This is a genomic window from Marinobacter sp. W-8 (assembly GCF_044342215.1).
Classification (GTDB): Bacteria; Pseudomonadota; Gammaproteobacteria; order Pseudomonadales; family Oleiphilaceae; genus Marinobacter; species Marinobacter nauticus.
In genome coordinates this window covers 574,381-593,763 of sequence record NZ_CP172297.1, presented here as the reverse complement: position 1 = coordinate 593,763, position 19,383 = coordinate 574,381, and the positions used below count along the sequence as shown (strand labels likewise).

The following is a 19,383-nucleotide window of genomic DNA, read 5'->3' as shown; positions in this document are numbered from 1 at the left end:
TTCAGCCGTTCCGTCCATAGCCCTTGAGATTGGATTTCTTCATCAGCGATTCATACTGGTGAGACATCAGGTGCGACTGAACCTGAGCCATGAAATCCATCACCACGACTACAACAATCAGCAGAGAGGTGCCCCCAAGATAGAAAGGCACATTCCCGGCCACCATCAGGAACTGAGGGAACAGGGACACTGCTGCAATATACATAGCACCGAACAGAGTCAAACGGGTCAGCACACCATCGATGTACTTGGCCGTCTGTTCGCCGGGACGAATACCGGGGATAAACGCGCCGGAACGCTTGAGGTTATCCGCAACTTCCTTGGGGTTGTACATCAGCGCTGTATAGAAGTAGCAGAAGAAGATAACTGCTGCTGCGAACAGGATAATATACAACGGCTGGCTCGGTGCCAATGCCTGAGAGATATCGCTCAGCCACTCCATGCCTTCGCCCTGACCGAACCACTGCCCCAGAGAAGCCGGGAACAGAAGAATCGAAGAGGCAAAGATCGGCGGAATGACGCCGGCCATATTCACCTTCAGCGGCAGGTGGCTGGACTGCTGGGCAAATACCCGCCGCCCCTGCTGCCGTTTGGCATAGTTGATGGTCAAACGCCGCTGCCCACGCTCCATGAAGACCACGAAACCGACAACAGCAATCGCCAGAACACCAATTCCGAGAACAACCAGCAAGCTCATTTCACCGTTACGAGCCTGCTCCAGAGTCTGGCCAATGGCGCCAGGGAGACCGGCAACAATACCCGCGAAGATCAGCAGCGAAATACCATTACCAATACCTCTTTCGGTGATCTGCTCACCGAGCCACATCATGAAGACCGCACCGCAGACAAAAGACACAACCGCCACAAAGTGAAAGCTGAAGCTGTCATTAAAGGTAACGCCCTGTGATGCCAGACCCACAGAAATACCAAAGCCCTGAACCAGGGCCAGGATAACCGTACCATACCGCGTATACTGGCTGATCTTGCGACGACCAGCCTCGCCTTCTTTCTTCAGCTGCTCAAGCTGCGGACTAACCGCAGTCATGAGCTGCATGATAATAGAAGCCGAAATGTACGGCATGATACCGAGTGCGAAGATACTCATGCGCTCAAGCGCACCACCGGAGAACATGTTGAACAGACTCAGGATGGTTCCCTGGTTCTGATCAAACAGTGCCGCCAGCCGATCCGGGTTGATACCGGGAACCGGAATGTGGGCACCGATCCGGTACACCAGCAGCGCCAGAAACACGAACCAGAGCCGCGAGCGCAGCTCTGCAAATCCTTTTCCGGCGCCCGCAGGCAATGATGCTGTCTTGGCCATTTAGTCCTCGACTCGTCTTAGTCTTCGACTTTACCACCCGCGGCGGTAATCGCTTCGCGTGCGCCCTTGGTGACTCGAAGGCCTTTCACGGTTACCGCACGGTCCAGCTCGCCGGACAGGATAACCTTGGCCTCGCGAATTTCTTCGCGAATGATGTCAGCCTTTTTCAGGGCCGCCAGATCCACCACGTCGCCTTCAACCTTGGCCAGCTCGTTCAGGCGGATTTCCGCCACGTAACGCTGCTGACGCGAGGTGAAACCGAACTTAGGCAGACGACGGGCCAGAGGCTGCTGACCACCCTCGAAACCAGGAGCAACGGAGCCACCGGAACGGGATTTCAGACCTTTATGACCACGACCGCCGGTTTTGCCGAGACCGCTACCGATACCACGGCCGACACGCTTGGCGGACGGACGTGAACCGGGTTCCGGAGCAAGTTCGTTCAGACGCATCTTAGTTCTCCTCAACCCGAACCAGGTAATTTACCCGGTTGATCATGCCGCGAATGGAAGGAGTGTCTTCCACTTCCACGGTGTGACCGATTTTACGAAGACCCAGGCCCTTGACGCACAGCTTGTGCTTGGGCTGACAGCCGATCGGGCTGCGGGTCAGAGTTACTTTGATCGTTTTTGCGTTCGCCATGACTTCAACCCAGAATATCTTCCACGGATTTACCGCGCTTGGCTGCAACGTCTTCAGGCGCCTTCATGGCCTGCAGACCCTTGATGGTGGAACGTACTACGTTCACCGGGTTGGTGGACCCGTAACACTTGGACAGTACGTTCTGCACACCGGCCACCTCGAGTACGGCGCGCATCGCACCGCCGGCAATGATACCGGTACCCTCAGAAGCAGGCTGCATGAAGACCTTGGAACCACCGTGCTGCGCCCGAACCGGGTACTGCAGGGTAGTGCCGTCCAACGCTACGTCTACCATGTTTTTGCGTGCAGCTTCCATGGCCTTCTGGATGGCAACCGGAACTTCCCGGGCCTTGCCACGACCGAAACCAACGCGACCTTTACCATCACCCACTACAGTCAGTGCAGTGAAGGCAAAGATACGGCCGCCTTTAACTACCTTGGCGACACGATTGACCTGAACCAGCTTTTCCTGGAGCTCAGGCGCCTTCTGTTCGTTAACGCTCATCTTCTCCACCTCTTAGAATTGCAAGCCAGCTTCACGGGCAGCGTCGGCAAGAGCCTGAACACGACCGTGATAACGGTAACCTGAGCGGTCAAAAGCGACCTTCTCAATGCCTGCTGCCTTGGCGCGCTCAGCAATCAGCTGACCGACCTTCTTGGCAGCGTCCACGTTACCGGTTGCACCCTGGCGCAGTTCCTTATCCAACGTGGAGGCAGTGGCAAGCACTTTGCTGCCATCTGCAGTCGTAACCTGGGCGTACATATGACGCGGTGTACGGTGCACGCACAGACGGTCAGTACCCAGCTCACGGATCTTCATGCGCACTTTGCGCGCGCGACGCAGTCTTTCGTTATTTGCGCTCATAGTCCCGCCTTATTTCTTCTTGGCTTCTTTGCGTCTGACCTGCTCATCCGCATAACGCACACCCTTGCCTTTATACGGCTCGGGCGGACGGAACGCGCGGATTTCCGCAGCGACCTGGCCAACCTGTTGCTTGTCGATACCGCGAATCACAACTTCCGTATTGGACGGAGTTTCAGCGGTAACACCCTCGGGCAGCTCATACTCGACCGGGTGGGAAAAACCCAGTGTCAGGTTGAGCTTCTTACCTTGCGCCTGCGCACGGTAACCTACGCCCGTCAGCTGCAGCTTACGCTCCCAGCCTGTGGATACGCCGGTAACCATATTGTTAACCAGCGCACGAGTAGTACCAGCAAGAGCGCGGGACTGTTTTGCACCATCGCGGGCCGCAAAACGCAGGACATTTTCTTCCTGCTTTACTTCAACCGCCTGGTGAATGGTGAACTGAAGCGCTCCCTTGGAACCCTTCACATTGATTTCCTGTCCGTTCAGCTTAACCTCAACACCGGAAGGCAGCACGACAGGATTATTGGCAACCCTGGACATGTGTATCTCCTAGAATACGGTGCAGATGACTTCGCCACCCACGCCTGCAGCTCGTGCGGCGCGGTCTGTCATAACGCCCCTGGACGTTGAGACAATCGCGACTCCCAGACCACCGGCTACTTTCGGCAGTTCCCCGGCGCCTTTGTACTGGCGCAGACTCGGACGGCTGACCCGCTGAATCTCTTCAATAACCGGCTTGCCACCGAAGTATTTCAGAGTGATGGTCAGTTCGGGCTTCGCGTCAGCTGAAACAGAAAAATCTGCTACGTAGCCTTCGTCCTTGAGGACCTGGGCTACTGAGACCTTCATTTTTGAAGATGGCATCGTTACGTCAGCTTTTGACGCCATCTGGGCATTACGGATACGGGTAAACATATCCGCAAGCGTGTCTTGCATACTCATTGGTATGAGGCTCCTGATCTTTTTAGTTGTGCAGCGGCTTGCCGCACCGCTTACCAACAGGCACCTGACCGAAGTCAGGCGGCCTATCTTACCAGCTTGCCTTGGTCAGGCCCGGAACGTCACCGCGCATGCCGTATTCACGGAGTTTGATCCGTGACAGCTCGAACTTGCGCAGAACGCCGTGGGGACGACCAGTCACCTGGCAACGATTCCGAAGACGCGAAGGAGATGAATCACGCGGAAGCTGCTGGAGCTTCATCTGTGCATCCCAACGGTCATCATCGCTGGTATTCGGGTTTTTGATAATCGCCTTGAGCTCGGCGCGCTTGGCAGCATACTTTGCTACCAGTTTCTCGCGCTTTTGCTCACGGTTTTTCATTGAAACCTTCGCCATGTCACTCGTTCCTTATTTCTTGAACGGAAAGCCAAAGGCTTTCAACAGTTCGCGACCTTCGTCGTCGGTACCGGCAGTGGTGGTGATGGTGATATCCAGCCCGCGGATCTTGTCGACTTTGTCGTACTCGATCTCCGGGAAGATGATCTGCTCACGCACACCCATGCTGTAGTTACCGCGACCGTCGAAGGATTTCGGGTTCAGACCGCGGAAGTCACGAATGCGGGGAACCGCAATGTGCACCAGACGATCAAAGAAATCCCACATGCGCTCACCGCGCAGGGTCACTTTACAGCCAATCGGCCAACCTTCACGGATTTTGAAGCCCGCGACGGATTTACGCGCTTTGGTAACAACCACCTTTTGACCTGCCAGGCGCTCAAGATCTGCCACGGCATTTTCAATCAGTTTCTTGTCACCAACCGCTTCGCCAACACCCATGTTCAGGGTGATTTTCTCGATACGCGGCACCTGCATCACGTTCTTGTAACCGAACTCTTTCTGCAGGGCGGGTACCACTTCCTTAGTGTACTGCTCTTTCATGTTAAGCATCGTAACCACCACCGCTTACTGGTTATCGACAGCTTCGTTCGTGGACTTGAAGATCCGCACTTTGGTGCCGTCTTCCTTGATCTGGAAGCCAACACGATCGGCTTTGCCGGTCTGCGGATTAAAAATAGCCACGTTGGAAGCCTGGATAGGCGCTTCTTTTTCGACGATACCGCCCGGGGTGCCAAGCATCGGGTTCGGCTTTGTGTGCTTCTTCATCATATTGATGCCAGAAACAAGCACGCGACCGTCGTCCAGAACTTTCAGGACTTTACCACGTTTGTCTTTGTCTTTCCCCGTGGTGACGATTACTTCGTCATCTCGTTTGATCTTTTTCATAACCGGCCTCTGGTCCTTTAAAGTACTTCGGGTGCCAGTGAGATAATCTTCATGAACTTCTCGTTACGCAGTTCACGGGTAACCGGTCCGAAGATACGGGTACCAATGGGAGCGTCCTGATTGTTCAGAAGTACCGCCGCGTTACCGTCAAAACGGATCAGAGAACCGTCCGGACGACGCACACCCTTACGGGTACGTACTACAACAGCCTTCAGGACCTGGCCTTTTTTCACCTTGCCGCGGGGGATGGCTTCCTTGACGGTTACCTTGATGATATCCCCAACGGTTGCATAACGCCGGTGAGATCCGCCCAGGACCTTGATGCACATAACCTGACGTGCACCACTGTTATCCGCGACTTCAAGCATTGTTTGAGTCTGAATCATGGTTGTTCTCCGGGCGAATTACACCTTGGCAGCGCGTTCGGTAACTTCCACCAGGGCCCAGCTCTTGGTCTTGGAGACCGGACGGGTTTCCTGGATGGTTACGGTGTCACCAATGTTGCACTGATTGCTTTCATCGTGTGCATGAATCTTGGTTGAACGCTTCATGTACTTACCGTACAGCGGGTGTTTAACCTGACGCTCAACCAGGACCACGATGGACTTGTCCATCTTGTTGCTCACGACCTTGCCGCTCAGAGTTCTGGCAGTTTGGGTAGCTTCGGTCATGTCACTGTCCTGCCTTTTCGTTCAATACTGTTTTCACGCGAGCGATATCGCGCTTCACCTTGCCGAGAAGGTGAGACTGATTCAGCTGACCTGTCGCCTTGCGCATGCGCAGGTTGAACTGCTCCTTCAGGAGGTCGATCAGCTCTTTGTTCAGCTCCTCGACTGACTTTTCACGCAGCTCTGTTGCTTTCATCACATCACCGTCCTCTTAACAAAGGTGGTCTGTACCGGCAGTTTGGCGGCAGCCAGAGTGAAAGCTTCGCGTGCGATTTCTTCCGCGACACCTTCCATCTCGTACAACATGCGGCCTGGCTGAATCTCAGCCACCCAATACTCGACAGAACCTTTACCTTTACCCATACGTACTTCCAGCGGCTTACCGGTGATCGGCTTATCCGGGAATACCCGGATCCAGATCTTACCGCCCCGCTTGATGCGGCGAGTCATGGTACGACGCGCTGCCTCAATCTGGCGCGCAGTTATACGCCCACGGCTGGTCGCCTTCAATCCGTATTCACCGAAGCTCACCTTGTTTGCGCGCTGAGCAAGACCGGTGTTACGGCCTTTCATTACCTTGCGGAATTTGGTGCGTTTTGGTTGCAGCATAAGAGTGCCCCTTTACTTAGAACCTTTCTTCCCAGAGGCTTTCTTGTCAGCACGGACCTGCTCCATACCACCAAGAATCTCACCTTTGAAGATCCATACCTTTACGCCGATAACGCCGTAAGTGGTGTGCGCTTCATAGGTTGCATAATCAATATCTGCACGCAGTGTGTGCAGAGGTACACGACCTTCGCGATACCACTCGGAACGTGCGATTTCAGCACCCCCAAGACGACCGCCAACCTGAATCTTGATACCCTTGGCTCCCTGACGCATGGCGTTTTGAACCGCACGCTTCATAGCGCGACGGAACATCACACGACGCTCCAGCTGACCGGCAACGTTTTGCGCTACCAGGCGGGCATCCAGGTCCGGCTTGCGGACTTCTTCGATGTTGATGTGCACAGGCACACCCATCATGTCGCTGACTTCGCGACGCAGACGGTCAACATCTTCACCCTTCTTACCGATAACAATACCGGGGCGGGCGGTATGGATCGTGATCCGGGCGTTCTGAGCAGGGCGCTCGATCACGATCTTGCTGACAGACGCCTTAACCAGACGCTTGTCCAGGAATTCGCGAACCTGAATATCATTCAGAAGATTCTTCGCGTAGTCCTTTTTGTCGGCGTACCACACTGAGTTGTGCTCTTTGATCACACCCAGGCGAATGCCGGTTGGATTTACTTTATGACCCATCTGAGCATCTCCTACTTGTCGGCGACCTTGACGGTGATATGACAGGTGCGCTTGAAAATACGGTCAGCGCGCCCCTTGGCTCGAGCTTTGATTCGCTTGAGCGTTGGGCCCTCATCCACCATCACGGTGGAAACCCGCAGATCATCTACGTCCAGACCTTCGTTGTGCTCAGCGTTGGCAATGGCGGATTCAAGAGCTTTCTTGATCACAACCGCTGCCTTCTTAGGGCTGAAAGTCAGAATGTTCAGGGCGTCCTCAACAGCCTTGCCGCGTACTTGGTCAGCGACAAGACGTGCTTTCTGAGCTGAGAGGCGAGCGCCCTTGTACTTGGCTGCTACTTCCATTTCTATTACCTCAGAATCAGCGTTTAGCTTTCTTGTCGGCCGCATGACCACGATAAGTACGCGTTGCCGCGAACTCACCCAGCTTATGTCCAACCATATCTTCGGTGACATAAACCGGCACGTGCTGCTTGCCGTTGTGGACTGCAATGGTCAGGCCTACCATCTCCGGGAAGACTGTTGACCGGCGGGACCAGGTTTTAATGGGCCGCTTGTCATTTGCTTCCAGAGCTGCCTCGACCTTCTTCAACAGATGCAGGTCTATAAAAGGACCTTTCTTCAAAGAACGTGGCACAGCAATTACCTCTATGTAGTCGTTTACTTGGCCGAACGACGACGTACTATCATCTTGTCAGTACGCTTGTTCTTACGAGTCTTATGCCCTTTGGTCGGAACACCCCACGGAGTAACCGGGTGACGTCCGCCAGAGGTACGCCCTTCACCACCACCATGCGGGTGGTCAACTGGGTTCATAGCAACACCACGTACTGTTGGCCGTTTGCCGCGCCAACGTGATGCACCCGCTTTACCAAGCTGCTTGAGGCTATGCTCACTGTTGGACACTTCGCCCAGAGTGGCACGGCAATCTACAAGCACCTTACGCATTTCACCTGAACGCAGGCGGATGGTGGCATACGCCCCTTCCCGAGCAACCAGCTGTACGGATGCGCCCGCAGAGCGAGCCAGCTGTGCACCTTTGCCAGGCTTGAGTTCGACGCAGTGGATTACGGAACCGACCGGAATGTTCCGGAGCGGCAGCGTGGAGCCCACCTTGATCGGCGCGTCGACGCCGGAGCGCACAGGATCACCAGCCTTCATACCTTTGGGAGCGATAATGTAACGACGCTCGCCATCGGCATATTTGACCAGTGCAATGTGCGCAGAGCGGTTAGGATCGTATTCCAGGCGCTCAATGACCGCCGGGATACCATCTTTGGTCCGCTTGAAGTCGATAACACGGTAGTGCTGCTTATGACCACCACCAATGTGACGAGTAGTAATGCGGCCAACATTGTTACGGCCACCAGACTTACTCTTTGTTTCTACCAACGGCTCGTAAGGACGTCCTTTGTGCAGATCCGGGTTGTAAAGTTTTACAACGTGACGGCGTCCGGCAGATGTTGGCTTGGTTTTGACGATCGGCATATTACGACCCCTTTACCTTATTCCACATCCAGAAAATCGATGTCCTGACCTTCTGCCAGCTTGACGTAAGCCTTACGAATGTCATTACGCTTGCCGAACCCGCGGATAGTGCGCTTGAGCTTACCCTTACGGTTCAGAACCTGAACACCTTCGACGGTGACGTTGAACAGTTGCTCAACGGCTTTCTTGATCTCGGGCTTGGTCGCATCAGGCGCTACACGAAACACCACCTGACCACGCTCTGCCGCCAGAGACGCTTTTTCTGATACGTGCGGCCCTAACAGGACCTTGTAAATACGTTCCTGATTCATCCCAGCATCTCCTCGATCTTCTTCAGAGCGGGAACAGTCACCACGACTTTCTCGAAGGCAACCAGGCTGACCGGATCCAGACCTGCCACATCGCGAACGTCCACATGAGGAACGTTGCGGGAAGCCAGGTGCAGATTCTGCTCAACATTCTCAGACAGGATCAGGGCGTTGGACACACCCAGATCGCTCAGCTTGGCAGTGAAGGCCTTGGTCTTGGGCGTATCGACATTCATGTCGTCAACCACAACCAGACGCTCCTGGCGTACCAGCTCGGAGAAAATGGAACGCATCGCCGCACGGTACATCTTGCGGTTAACCTTTTGCTCGAAGTCACGGGGCTTGGCAGCAAAGGTTACGCCGCCTGAACGCCAGATCGGGCTACGAATGGTACCAGCACGGGCACGACCAGTACCCTTCTGACGCCATGGCTTCTTGCCACCACCATTGACTTCGGAACGTGTCTTCTGGGCCTTGGTACCCTGACGGCCAGCTGCCATGTAAGCAGTAACCACCTGATGCACCAGAGCTTCGTTAAAATCTTTGGCAAACGCAGCGTCGGAAACAGAAATCCCCTTGCCGCTACCAGTAATTGTCAATTCCATCGCACCGCTCCTCAGGCTTTAACTGCAGGCTTGATGACAACGTCGCCGCCAGTTGCGCCAGGTACGGCACCACTTACCAGCAGCAGGTTGCGCTCGGCATCGACACGGACGATTTTCAGGTTCTGCACAGTAACCTGCGCATTACCCATCTGACCGGCCATCTTCTTGCCCTTGAACACCTTACCCGGAGTCTGGTTCTGACCAATGGAACCCGGAGCACGATGAGACAGGGAGTTACCGTGAGTAGCGTCCTGCATGGAGAAGTTCCAGCGCTTAACACCGCCCTGGAAGCCCTTACCCTTGGACTGACCTACTGCGTCAACCACCTGACCGTCTTCAAACACGGAAACGGTCAGCTCGCCACCGGCGGCCAGGTCTTCACCTTCGCCATCAGCCAGACGGAATTCCCAAACGCCACGACCAGCTTCAACACCTGCTTTTGCAAAGTGCCCGGCAGCCGCCTTGTTTACACGGGAGGAACGACGAGAACCTACGGTTACCTGCACTGCACGGTAGCCGTCGCTTTCGAGGGTCTTGAGTTGGGTAATGCGGTTGGGCTCAACCTCAATTACCGTGACAGGCAGCGCCTGCCCTTCATCCGTAAAAATACGGGTCATACCGGCCTTACGACCGACAACACCAATTGCCATGTTTCACCTCTTAAGTGTACGGGGCTTGCACCCTCTATGGCCTATGACAGTTACACAGACTAATACCGGGCGGTATTAGCCGAGGCTGATCTGAACGTCTACACCTGCTGCCAGGTCCAGCTTCATCAGAGCATCTACTGTCTTTTCCGTCGGCTCAACAATGTCGAGCAGACGCTTATGCGTACGAATTTCATATTGATCACGCGCGTCTTTGTTGACGTGCGGAGAGATCAATACCGTGTACTTTTCCTTCCGCGTCGGCAGAGGAATGGGACCACGCACCTGAGCGCCGGTCCGCTTGGCGGTATCGACAATCTCCTGCGTGGACTGGTCGATCAGGCGATAATCAAACGCCTTCAACCGGATTCGAATTTTTTGGCTTTGCATGATGCACCAAACTCCACTCGTAGCAGCTACTAGTTAGCCGACCTTCAAAAAAAGGAGCCGCATTGTATGCATAATACCCAACCCTGTCAACAGCATTGCCATTGACAGGGTTGAGCGACATTTGCGACCTAAACAGAAAAAGGGGCTGAACGCTCAGCCCCTTTTCCCTGATCAATCGAGCAAATTACTCGATGATCTTGGAGACCACGCCGGCACCAACGGTACGACCACCTTCGCGAATCGCGAAGCGCAGGCCATCTTCCATGGCGATCGGAGCGATCAGGGTGACGGTCATTTTCACGTTGTCACCCGGCATTACCATTTCTACGCCTTCCGGCAGTTCGCAAGAACCGGTCACGTCAGTGGTCCGGAAGTAGAACTGCGGACGGTAGCCCTTGAAGAACGGAGTATGACGACCACCTTCTTCTTTGGACAGTACGTACACTTCACACTCGAACTTGGTGTGCGGCTTGATGGAGCCCGGTACACACAGAACCTGACCACGCTCAACGTCGTCACGCTTGGTACCACGCAGCAAAACACCGACGTTCTCACCGGCACGACCTTCGTCCAGCAGCTTGCGGAACATCTCAACACCGGTACAGGTGGTCTTGGTGGTGTCGCGGATACCCACGATTTCCACTTCGTCACCAACCTTGATGATGCCACGCTCTACACGGCCAGTTACTACGGTACCACGACCGGAGATGGAGAATACGTCCTCGATCGGCATCAGGAACGGCTGATCGATCGCACGCTCCGGCTCAGGGATGTAGGCGTCCAGGGCTTCTACCAGCTTCTTAACCGCGGTAGTACCCATCTCGTTGTCGTCTTTACCTTCCAGAGCCATCAGGGCAGAACCGGTGATGATCGGAGTGTCGTCACCCGGGAAGTCGTACTGGCTCAGCAGGTCACGAACTTCCATCTCAACCAGCTCCAGCAGCTCCTCGTCGTCTACCATGTCGGCCTTGTTCAGGAACACGACAATGAAAGGAACGCCAACCTGACGGGACAGCAGGATGTGCTCACGAGTCTGCGGCATGGGGCCGTCAGCTGCGGAGCAAACCAGGATCGCGCCGTCCATCTGTGCCGCACCAGTGATCATGTTCTTCACATAGTCAGCGTGGCCCGGGCAGTCTACGTGGGCGTAGTGACGGGTCGGAGAATCGTACTCTACGTGAGAGGTCGCGATGGTAATACCACGCGCACGCTCTTCCGGTGCGTTATCGATCTGATCGAAAGCACGGCTCTCGCCAGTGCCCCAAACTTCGTGACATACACGAGTCAGGGCGGCTGTCAGAGTGGTCTTACCATGGTCAACGTGACCGATGGTGCCCACGTTTACGTGCGGCTTGTTACGCTCAAACTTTGCTTTGGACACGGTTACACCTCTTCCTGTTTCTTAAGTCCTGGGATCAACCCTTTTTAATGATCGCTTCGGCAATGTTCGAAGGAGCTTCCGCATAGCGGGAGAACTCCATCGCATAAGACGCCCGGCCCTGTGTTGCAGAACGCAGGTCGGTGGCGTAACCGAACATCTCCGACAACGGAACTTCTGCACGGATGACCTTGCCCGCAGGGCTCTCATCCATACCCTGCACGAGGCCGCGACGACGGTTCAGGTCGCCAACAACGTCACCCATGTAGTCTTCAGGGGTAACAACCTCTACCTTCATGATCGGCTCAAGAAGGGCAGGATTTGCTTCGAGGGCGCCTTTCTTCATCGCCATGGAACCAGCGATCTTGAACGCCATTTCGTTGGAGTCGACGTCGTGGTAGGAACCATCGTACAGCGTCGCCTTGATACCCAGCAGCGGATAGCCGGCCAGACAGCCGTTCTGCATCTGCTCCTCGATACCCTGCTGAACCGCCGGAATGTATTCCTTGGGAACCACACCACCAACGATCTCGTTCACAAAGATAAAGTTTTCGCCATCTTCATCATCCAGAGGCAGCGGCTCCAACTTCACTTTTACGTGACCGTACTGACCGCGACCACCAGACTGACGAACGAATTTACCTTCAACGTCAACCGGCTTACGGATGCACTCACGATAAGCCACCTGAGGCTTACCGATGTTGGCCTCAACCTTGAACTCGCGACGCATACGGTCAACGATGATGTCCAGGTGAAGCTCACCCATACCAGAGATGATGGTCTGACCGGACTCTTCGTCGGTGCGAACACGGAACGAAGGATCTTCCTGAGCCAGTTTGCCCAGCGCCACACCCATCTTCTCCTGGTCAGCTTTGGACTTCGGCTCAACAGCTACGGAGATAACCGGCTCAGGGAACTCCATGCGCTCCAGAACAATCTTGCTGTTCTCGTCACACAGGGTATCACCGGTGGTCACGTTCTTCAGGCCAATGGCAGCGGCGATGTCGCCCGCCAGAACTTCCTTGATCTCTTCACGGTCGTTGGCGTGCATCTGAACCATACGGCCCACACGCTCTTTCTTGCCTTTAACCGAGTTGAACACGGCATTACCGGATTCCAGCTTACCGGAGTAAACACGGAAGAAGGTCAGCGTGCCCACGAACGGGTCGGTGGCGATCTTGAACGCCAGAGCAGCGAACGGCGCATCGTCGTCAACCGGACGAGTCTCTTCTGTACCTTCGTCGTCAACCTCACCGCGGATGGCTTTAACCTCATCTGGAGCCGGCAGGAATTCGATAACGGCATCCAGTACCGCCTGCACACCCTTGTTCTTGAACGCGGAACCACAGGTCGCCAGAACGATTTCGTTGGCGATGGTACGATCGCGCAGACCTTTCTTGATCTCTTCGTAGGTCAGCTCTTCGCCTTCCAGGTACTTGTCCATGTACTCTTCGTTGGCTTCGGCAGCAGCTTCAATCATCTGCTCGCGAGCCTTCTCGGCTTCAGCCTTCATGGATTCCGGAATGTCGCGAAGCTCGTAGGTCATGCCCTGGTCAGCTTCGTTCCAGTAGATAGCCTTCATGCGCAGCAGGTCAACGATGCCTTCGAAATCGTCTTCCGCGCCAATCGGCAGCTGGATGGGCACAGTGGTCGCGCCCAGACGGTTACGGATCTGCTCAACAACGCGCATAAAGTTAGCGCCGGCACGGTCCATCTTGTTGACGAACACCATGCGCGGAACTTCATACTTGTTGGCCTGACGCCATACAGTCTCAGACTGCGGTTCAACACCAGAGGAACCACAGAACACAACCACGGCACCATCGAGAACCCGCAGAGAACGCTCTACTTCGATAGTGAAGTCAACGTGCCCCGGTGTGTCGATAATGTTGATGCGGTGCTCGGGGTATTGCTTGTCCATACCCTGCCAGAAGGTTGTAACAGCGGCAGACGTGATGGTGATACCACGCTCCTGCTCCTGCTCCATCCAGTCTGTAGTGGAAGCGCCGTCATGGGTTTCACCCATTTTGTGACTACGACCGGTGTAGTAAAGAATACGCTCGGTTGTAGTGGTCTTGCCCGCATCCACGTGCGCACAGATACCAATGTTTCTGTAACGTTTGATAGGAGTCTTGCGTGCCACGATATAAACCTCGGCTTGTTAGAAACGGAAGTGAGAGAATGCTTTGTTGGCTTCTGCCATACGATGCACGTCTTCGCGCTTCTTCACCGCGGCACCTTTGCTGTCTGCCGCGTCAAGAATTTCGCCGGCCAGACGTTGCGCCATGGACTTCTCACCACGCTTCCGTGAGTATTCGACGAGCCAGCGCATAGCCAGCGCGTTCTGACGGGAAGGCCGTACTTCTACAGGCACCTGGTAAGTAGCACCACCCACGCGACGGGATTTTACTTCCACCATCGGCTGGATGTTCTCCAGGGCCTTTTCGAACATTTCGATCGGCTCTTCCTTGGATTTCTCGGCAACAATATCGAGCGCGCCATAAACAATGCGCTCTGCAACAGACTTCTTACCGCTTTCCATCACGTGGTTGATGAACTTGGCAAGACGTGCACTGCCGAATTTCGGATCGGGAATGATTTCCCGCTTAGCTGCAACTCTTCTTCTAGGCATCGATAAGCCCTTATATATCTAAAAGGTCTTCAGGAACCCCTGAGATAGCCATCTGCTACTCAGCCTTACTCTTACCGTTCTGACAAGCAACGATAAAAGACACCCGCTCGGGACATCAGGACTTGGGTCGTTTTGCACCGTACTTGGAGCGGCCCTGCTTACGGTTCTGTACACCCTGGGTGTCCAAAGTACCGCGAACAGTGTGATAGCGCACACCCGGAAGGTCTTTTACTCGACCGCCACGGATCAGCACAACACTGTGCTCCTGAAGGTTGTGACCTTCACCACCAATGTATGAGGAAACCTCGTAGCCGTTAGTCAGACGAACACGGCACACTTTACGCAGTGCTGAGTTCGGCTTCTTCGGCGTAGTGGTGTATACACGAGTGCACACACCACGGCGCTGAGGGCAAGCCTGGAGCGCGGGAACGTCGCTCTTGGCTACCTTGCGCTTACGAGGCTTACGCACCAACTGATTAATCGTTGCCATGTAAGCAAACTCCAAAAAAACCATACCAATGAAACTTACCCCCAATGCAGGGGGTAAAATTTAAGGGACGCAAGTTTAAGCTTGCGCCCCGAGCCAGTCAAGATGACTGATCTCTTTTTAACCACCCTGGAGGTAGGTATCTACCCCGAGGGTGGCGCGCTCGAACTCAGCTTTCGCGGTTAAGTTCGGCGCTCAGAGCTTCTTCAACATCGGCCGCAGTCACGCCCTGCTCTTCCAGGTCACGCTTGCGACGGCGCTCGTTGTGATAGGCAAGCCCTGTACCGGCCGGAATCAGACGCCCTACCACCACGTTTTCCTTCAGACCGCGCAGGTAGTCCCGCTTGCCAGTCACCGCACCCTCGGTCAGAACCCGGGTGGTTTCCTGGAACGAGGCCGCAGAGATGAAGGACTCGGTCGCCAGCGATGCCTTGGTGATACCAAGCAGCAGACGCTCGAAGCGTGCAGGCTCTTTGTCTGCCGCATTCGCCTTCTCGTTCTCTTCCATCACCTGGGTAATTTCTACCTGGTCGCCCGACAGCAGAGTGGTATCACCCGGATCGGTGATTTCCACCTTGCGCAGCATCTGGCGAACGATAACCTCGATATGTTTATCGTTGATGACAACGCCCTGCAGACGGTACACGTCCTGGATTTCGTTGGTGATGTACTTGGCCAGCTCGACCACACCCAGCAGACGCAGGATGTCGTGCGGGTTGGACGGACCATCCGAGATCACCTCACCCTTTTCAACGGTTTCACCTTCGAACACGTTGAGCTGGCGATGCTTCGGAATCAGAACCTCATAGGCATCATCATCCTTCGGCGTGATCACCAGGCGCTTCTTGCCTTTGGTCTCTTTACCGAAGGAAACCACGCCGCTGATCTCCGCGAGGATCGCGGACTCTTTCGGACGACGGGCCTCGAACAGGTCGGCAACCCGAGGCAGACCACCGGTGATGTCCCGGGTCTTCGAGCTTTCCTGCGGAATACGGGCGACCACATCACCCAGTTCGATCTTGGCACCATTCGCCATGGTTACCAGAGCGTTGGCCGGCAGGAAGAAGATCGCGGTACCGCCCCCGGGCAGCTCCACTTCCTCTCCCGAGTCGTCGACCAGCTGAATGGCCGGACGAATGTCCTTACCCGCAGCCGGACGCTCTTTCGGGTCAATCACTTCCATCGTGGACAGACCGGTCAGCTCGTCAGCCTGGGTACGGACAGTAATGCCCTCTTCCATGTTGACGAACTTGGCGGTGCCCTTCGCTTCCGCGATGATCGGGTGCGTGTGCGGATCCCACTTGGCAACCACAACACCGGCTTCTACCTGATCACCGTTCTTCACAGACAGCACGGCACCGTACGGCAGCTTGTACCACTCGCGCTCACGCCCCTGCTCATCGGCAATAGCCAGCGCGGAGGAACGGGATACCACCACCAGCGACCCGTCGGTTTTCTCGATCGACTTCAGGTTGTGCAGGCGTACCGTACCACCATGCTTCACCTGGATATTGTCTACCGCAGACGCCCGGCTCGCGGCACCACCAATGTGGAAGGTACGCATGGTCAGCTGGGTACCCGGCTCACCGATGGACTGGGCAGCGATAACACCTACCGCTTCGCCCACGTTCACCTGGTGACCACGTGCCAGATCACGACCGTAACACTTGGAACAGATGCCGTGACGGGTCTCACAGGTAATCGCAGAGCGTACCCAGATTTCGTCTACACCCGCGCGCTCAACCATTTCGACGGTCTTCTCGTCGAGCAGGGTGCCCGCAGGAACAACGGCGTTGTCCTTATCGGTCGGCGTGAACACGTCGCGAGCCGTCACACGACCCAGAACCCGGTCGCCCAGCGGCACAACTACGTCGCCGCCTTCGATGTGCGGCGTCATCAGCAGACCTTCATCGGTACCACAGTCTTCCTCGGTCACCACCAGATCCTGAGACACGTCAACCAGACGACGGGTCAGGTAACCGGAGTTCGCAGTCTTCAGTGCGGTATCCGCCAGACCTTTACGAGCACCGTGAGTCGAGATGAAGTACTGGAGTACGTTCAGACCTTCACGGAAGTTGGCCGTAATCGGCGTTTCGATGATGGAACCATCCGGCTTGGCCATCAGACCACGCATACCGGACAGCTGACGGATCTGGGCGGCGGAACCCCGCGCACCGGAATCGGCCATCATGTAGACGGAGTTGAAGGACTCCTGCATCAGGTCTTCGCCGTCTTCGCCCTTCACTGGCTGGCCATCAGGACCAATAACCTGCTCTTTGGACAGACGCTCCATCATGGCCTTGGACACTTTGTCGTTGGCACGGGACCAGATATCGATAACCTTGTTGTACTTCTCACCCTGGGTCAGAAGACCGGATGCGTACTGGTTTTCGATGTCTTTTACTTCGTCTGAAGCGGCATCCACCAGCTCATACTTCTCCGGCGGAATCTCGAAATCGTTAAAGCCGATCGAGATACCGGAACGGGTTGCGTAGTGGTAACCCATGTACATCAACTGGTCAGCGAAGATAACCGTGTCTTTCAGACCGGCATCCCGGTAACAGGTGTTGATCAGGTTGGAAATTGCCTTCTTCACCATCGGCTTGTTGACGATCTCGAACGGCAGGCCGTCCGGCACGATATCGTAAAGCAGAGCGCGACCAACGGTGGTATCGACAATGCGGAAGCTCTCGGTACGAGTACCTTCCTCGTCAACCGCCACTTCCTTGACCCGGACCTTAACCTTCGCCTGCAGGTCAACCTGCCCGGCACCGTAGGCGCGATGGGCTTCCTTGACGTCAGCAAAGACCATACCTTCACCCAGAGCGGCGTGACGCTCACGGGTCATGTAGTACAGCCCCAGTACCACGTCCTGAGACGGTACGATGATGGGCTCGCCGTTGGCGGGCGACAACACGTTGTTGGTGGACATCATCAACGCGCGGGCTTCGAGCTGGGCTTCCAGAGTCAGCGGTACGTGAACCGCCATCTGGTCACCATCGAAGTCAGCGTTGTAGGCCGCACACACCAGCGGGTGCAGCTGAATGGCCTTACCTTCGATCAGAACCGGCTCGAACGCCTGGATACCCAGACGGTGCAGGGTCGGCGCACGGTTCAGCAGGATCGGATGCTCACGGATGACCTCATCCAGGATATCCCAGACCACGCCTTCCTCACGCTCGACCATCTTCTTGGCGGCCTTGATCGTGGTCGCCAGTCCGCGGTGCTCAAGCTTGGAGAAAATAAACGGCTTGAACAGCTCCAGGGCCATCTTCTTGGGCAGACCGCACTGATGCAGGCGCAGGTACGGACCAACCACGATGACGGAACGGCCGGAGTAGTCGACACGCTTACCCAGCAGGTTCTGACGGAAACGACCCTGCTTACCTTTGATCATATCAGCCAGGGACTTCAGCGGGCGCTTGTTGGTGCCAGTGATGGCACGACCACGACGGCCATTGTCCAGCAGGGCATCCACAGCTTCCTGCAGCATCCGCTTCTCGTTACGCACGATGATGTCCGGAGCATTCAGCTCCAAAAGGCGCTTGAGCCGGTTGTTCCGGTTGATCACCCGACGGTACAGGTCGTTCAGGTCTGAAGTGGCAAAACGGCCACCATCCAGCGGAACCAGGGGGCGCAGGTCCGGCGGAAGAACCGGCAGCACGGTCATGACCATGTCGCCCGGCTTGTTGCCGGAATACAGGAACGCTTCCAGAATTTTCAGGCGCTTGCTGAATTTCTTGATCTTGGTCTCGGAGTTGGTCTGCGGAATTTCTTCGCGCAGCGCGTCAACTTCGGCCTGCAGATCGATGTCTTCCAGCAATTGCTTGACGGCTTCCGCACCCATGCGGGCGTCGAACTCGTCACCAAACTCTTCCAGGGCTTCGTAATACTGCTCATCGTTCAGCAGCTGGCCCTTCTCCAGAGTGGTCATGCCCGGATCGATAACAATAAAGCTCTCGAAGTACAGAACCCGCTCGATATCACGCAGGGTCATGTCCAGCATCAGGCCGATGCGGGACGGCAGCGACTTCAGGAACCAGATATGGGCGACCGGGCTGGCCAGCTCAATATGGCCCATGCGCTCACGACGAACGCTCGCCAGGGCAACCTCGACACCACACTTTTCACAAATGACACCGCGGTGCTTGAGGCGCTTGTATTTTCCGCACAGACACTCGTAGTCCTTGATCGGGCCGAAGATCTTGGCACAGAAAAGACCGTCACGCTCCGGCTTGAAGGTACGGTAGTTAATGGTCTCAGGCTTTTTTACTTCGCCAAAAGACCAGGAACGAATCATGTCAGGCGACGCCAGGCCAATGCGGATGGCGTCGAATTCCTTGCTCTGATTCTGGCTCTTGAGAAGATTCAGCAAATCTTTCATCAGTTAAAGCTCCGGATGGCGTTAATCTCGGGCG

General features: G+C 55.5%; 27 protein-coding genes. All 27 read right to left on the bottom strand.

Going from position 1 to position 19,383, the window contains the following annotated elements; translation table 11 throughout:
* Position 1: 1 nt before the first annotated feature.
* Positions 2 to 1,324 (bottom strand): preprotein translocase subunit SecY, encoded by a 1,323-nt coding sequence (gene secY / locus ACF8YQ_RS02730; RefSeq protein WP_011784261.1) that lies wholly within the window; start codon positions 1,322 to 1,324, stop codon positions 2 to 4.
* Positions 1,325 to 1,341: 17 nt separating this feature from the next.
* Positions 1,342 to 1,776 (bottom strand): 50S ribosomal protein L15, encoded by a 435-nt coding sequence (rplO, locus tag ACF8YQ_RS02725; protein ID WP_011784260.1) that lies wholly within the window; start codon positions 1,774 to 1,776, stop codon positions 1,342 to 1,344.
* Between the two features lies 1 nt (position 1,777).
* A complete protein-coding gene (gene rpmD, locus ACF8YQ_RS02720; protein WP_008174894.1) occupies positions 1,778 to 1,966 on the bottom strand; it encodes a 50S ribosomal protein L30 in 189 nt (62 codons plus the stop codon).
* A 4-nt stretch (positions 1,967 to 1,970) separates the two neighbouring features.
* Positions 1,971 to 2,471 carry a 30S ribosomal protein S5 gene (gene rpsE, locus ACF8YQ_RS02715; protein WP_011784259.1) on the bottom strand — a complete coding sequence of 167 codons (501 nt, stop codon included), beginning with the start codon at positions 2,469 to 2,471 and terminating at the stop codon, positions 1,971 to 1,973.
* A 12-nt stretch (positions 2,472 to 2,483) separates the two neighbouring features.
* Entirely contained in the window at positions 2,484 to 2,831 is a 348-nt protein-coding gene (gene rplR / locus ACF8YQ_RS02710; RefSeq protein ID WP_011784258.1) for a 50S ribosomal protein L18, read from the bottom strand.
* A gap of 9 nt (positions 2,832 to 2,840) precedes the next feature.
* Positions 2,841 to 3,374, bottom strand: coding sequence for a 50S ribosomal protein L6 (gene rplF, locus ACF8YQ_RS02705; protein WP_011784257.1), 534 nt, complete (start codon positions 3,372 to 3,374; stop codon positions 2,841 to 2,843).
* A gap of 9 nt (positions 3,375 to 3,383) precedes the next feature.
* Positions 3,384 to 3,776 (bottom strand): 30S ribosomal protein S8, encoded by a 393-nt coding sequence (gene rpsH, locus ACF8YQ_RS02700; RefSeq protein ID WP_011784256.1) that lies wholly within the window; start codon positions 3,774 to 3,776, stop codon positions 3,384 to 3,386.
* Between the two features lie 88 nt (positions 3,777 to 3,864).
* Entirely contained in the window at positions 3,865 to 4,170 is a 306-nt protein-coding gene (gene rpsN / locus ACF8YQ_RS02695; protein WP_011784255.1) for a 30S ribosomal protein S14, read from the bottom strand.
* A gap of 12 nt (positions 4,171 to 4,182) precedes the next feature.
* Entirely contained in the window at positions 4,183 to 4,722 is a 540-nt protein-coding gene (rplE, locus tag ACF8YQ_RS02690) for a 50S ribosomal protein L5 (RefSeq protein ID WP_011784254.1), read from the bottom strand.
* A 15-nt stretch (positions 4,723 to 4,737) separates the two neighbouring features.
* The gene (gene rplX / locus ACF8YQ_RS02685; protein WP_011784253.1) at positions 4,738 to 5,058 is read right to left on the bottom strand and encodes a 50S ribosomal protein L24; all 321 of its coding nucleotides are present in this window, start codon (positions 5,056 to 5,058) and stop codon (positions 4,738 to 4,740) included.
* A gap of 17 nt (positions 5,059 to 5,075) precedes the next feature.
* Positions 5,076 to 5,444 carry a 50S ribosomal protein L14 gene (gene rplN, locus ACF8YQ_RS02680; RefSeq protein WP_011784252.1) on the bottom strand — a complete coding sequence of 123 codons (369 nt, stop codon included), beginning with the start codon at positions 5,442 to 5,444 and terminating at the stop codon, positions 5,076 to 5,078.
* Positions 5,445 to 5,462: 18 nt separating this feature from the next.
* A complete protein-coding gene (rpsQ, locus tag ACF8YQ_RS02675; RefSeq protein ID WP_011784251.1) occupies positions 5,463 to 5,729 on the bottom strand; it encodes a 30S ribosomal protein S17 in 267 nt (88 codons plus the stop codon).
* Between the two features lies 1 nt (position 5,730).
* Positions 5,731 to 5,922: a 50S ribosomal protein L29 gene (rpmC, locus tag ACF8YQ_RS02670; RefSeq protein ID WP_008174877.1), complete on the bottom strand. Its 192-nt coding sequence runs from the start codon at positions 5,920 to 5,922 to the stop codon at positions 5,731 to 5,733.
* On the bottom strand, positions 5,922 to 6,335 hold the full coding sequence (gene rplP, locus ACF8YQ_RS02665; RefSeq protein WP_011784250.1) for a 50S ribosomal protein L16: 414 nt from the start codon (positions 6,333 to 6,335) through the stop codon (positions 5,922 to 5,924). Before rplP ends, rpmC begins: the two co-directional genes overlap by 1 nt.
* Before the next feature lie 12 nt (positions 6,336 to 6,347).
* Positions 6,348 to 7,031, bottom strand: coding sequence for a 30S ribosomal protein S3 (gene rpsC, locus ACF8YQ_RS02660; RefSeq protein ID WP_011784249.1), 684 nt, complete (start codon positions 7,029 to 7,031; stop codon positions 6,348 to 6,350).
* An 11-nt stretch (positions 7,032 to 7,042) separates the two neighbouring features.
* Positions 7,043 to 7,375, bottom strand: a complete 333-nt coding sequence (gene rplV / locus ACF8YQ_RS02655; protein ID WP_008940674.1) for a 50S ribosomal protein L22 — start codon at positions 7,373 to 7,375, stop codon at positions 7,043 to 7,045.
* Positions 7,376 to 7,391: 16 nt separating this feature from the next.
* Positions 7,392 to 7,667: a 30S ribosomal protein S19 gene (rpsS, locus tag ACF8YQ_RS02650; protein WP_007154011.1), complete on the bottom strand. Its 276-nt coding sequence runs from the start codon at positions 7,665 to 7,667 to the stop codon at positions 7,392 to 7,394.
* Between the two features lie 23 nt (positions 7,668 to 7,690).
* Positions 7,691 to 8,518 (bottom strand): 50S ribosomal protein L2, encoded by an 828-nt coding sequence (gene rplB / locus ACF8YQ_RS02645; RefSeq protein WP_011784248.1) that lies wholly within the window; start codon positions 8,516 to 8,518, stop codon positions 7,691 to 7,693.
* A gap of 17 nt (positions 8,519 to 8,535) precedes the next feature.
* Positions 8,536 to 8,829 carry a 50S ribosomal protein L23 gene (gene rplW, locus ACF8YQ_RS02640; RefSeq protein WP_008174862.1) on the bottom strand — a complete coding sequence of 98 codons (294 nt, stop codon included), beginning with the start codon at positions 8,827 to 8,829 and terminating at the stop codon, positions 8,536 to 8,538.
* Entirely contained in the window at positions 8,826 to 9,431 is a 606-nt protein-coding gene (rplD, locus tag ACF8YQ_RS02635) for a 50S ribosomal protein L4 (protein WP_396622527.1), read from the bottom strand. Before rplD ends, rplW begins: the two co-directional genes overlap by 4 nt.
* 11 nt (positions 9,432 to 9,442) lie before the next feature.
* Positions 9,443 to 10,081, bottom strand: coding sequence for a 50S ribosomal protein L3 (rplC, locus tag ACF8YQ_RS02630; protein ID WP_011784246.1), 639 nt, complete (start codon positions 10,079 to 10,081; stop codon positions 9,443 to 9,445).
* 75 nt (positions 10,082 to 10,156) lie between these two features.
* On the bottom strand, positions 10,157 to 10,468 hold the full coding sequence (gene rpsJ, locus ACF8YQ_RS02625) for a 30S ribosomal protein S10 (RefSeq protein ID WP_004580743.1): 312 nt from the start codon (positions 10,466 to 10,468) through the stop codon (positions 10,157 to 10,159).
* A gap of 184 nt (positions 10,469 to 10,652) precedes the next feature.
* Positions 10,653 to 11,849 (bottom strand): elongation factor Tu, encoded by a 1,197-nt coding sequence (gene tuf / locus ACF8YQ_RS02620; RefSeq protein WP_396622526.1) that lies wholly within the window; start codon positions 11,847 to 11,849, stop codon positions 10,653 to 10,655.
* A 34-nt stretch (positions 11,850 to 11,883) separates the two neighbouring features.
* A complete protein-coding gene (gene fusA / locus ACF8YQ_RS02615) occupies positions 11,884 to 13,989 on the bottom strand; it encodes an elongation factor G (protein WP_224851702.1) in 2,106 nt (701 codons plus the stop codon).
* 18 nt (positions 13,990 to 14,007) lie between these two features.
* The gene (gene rpsG / locus ACF8YQ_RS02610) at positions 14,008 to 14,478 is read right to left on the bottom strand and encodes a 30S ribosomal protein S7 (RefSeq protein ID WP_011784243.1); all 471 of its coding nucleotides are present in this window, start codon (positions 14,476 to 14,478) and stop codon (positions 14,008 to 14,010) included.
* Between the two features lie 115 nt (positions 14,479 to 14,593).
* Complete coding sequence (gene rpsL / locus ACF8YQ_RS02605) at positions 14,594 to 14,968, bottom strand: 30S ribosomal protein S12 (protein ID WP_008174844.1); 375 nt, start codon at positions 14,966 to 14,968, stop codon at positions 14,594 to 14,596.
* Between the two features lie 166 nt (positions 14,969 to 15,134).
* Complete coding sequence (rpoC, locus tag ACF8YQ_RS02600) at positions 15,135 to 19,349, bottom strand: DNA-directed RNA polymerase subunit beta' (RefSeq protein WP_224851703.1); 4,215 nt, start codon at positions 19,347 to 19,349, stop codon at positions 15,135 to 15,137.
* Between the last annotated feature and the right edge of the window lie 34 nt (positions 19,350 to 19,383).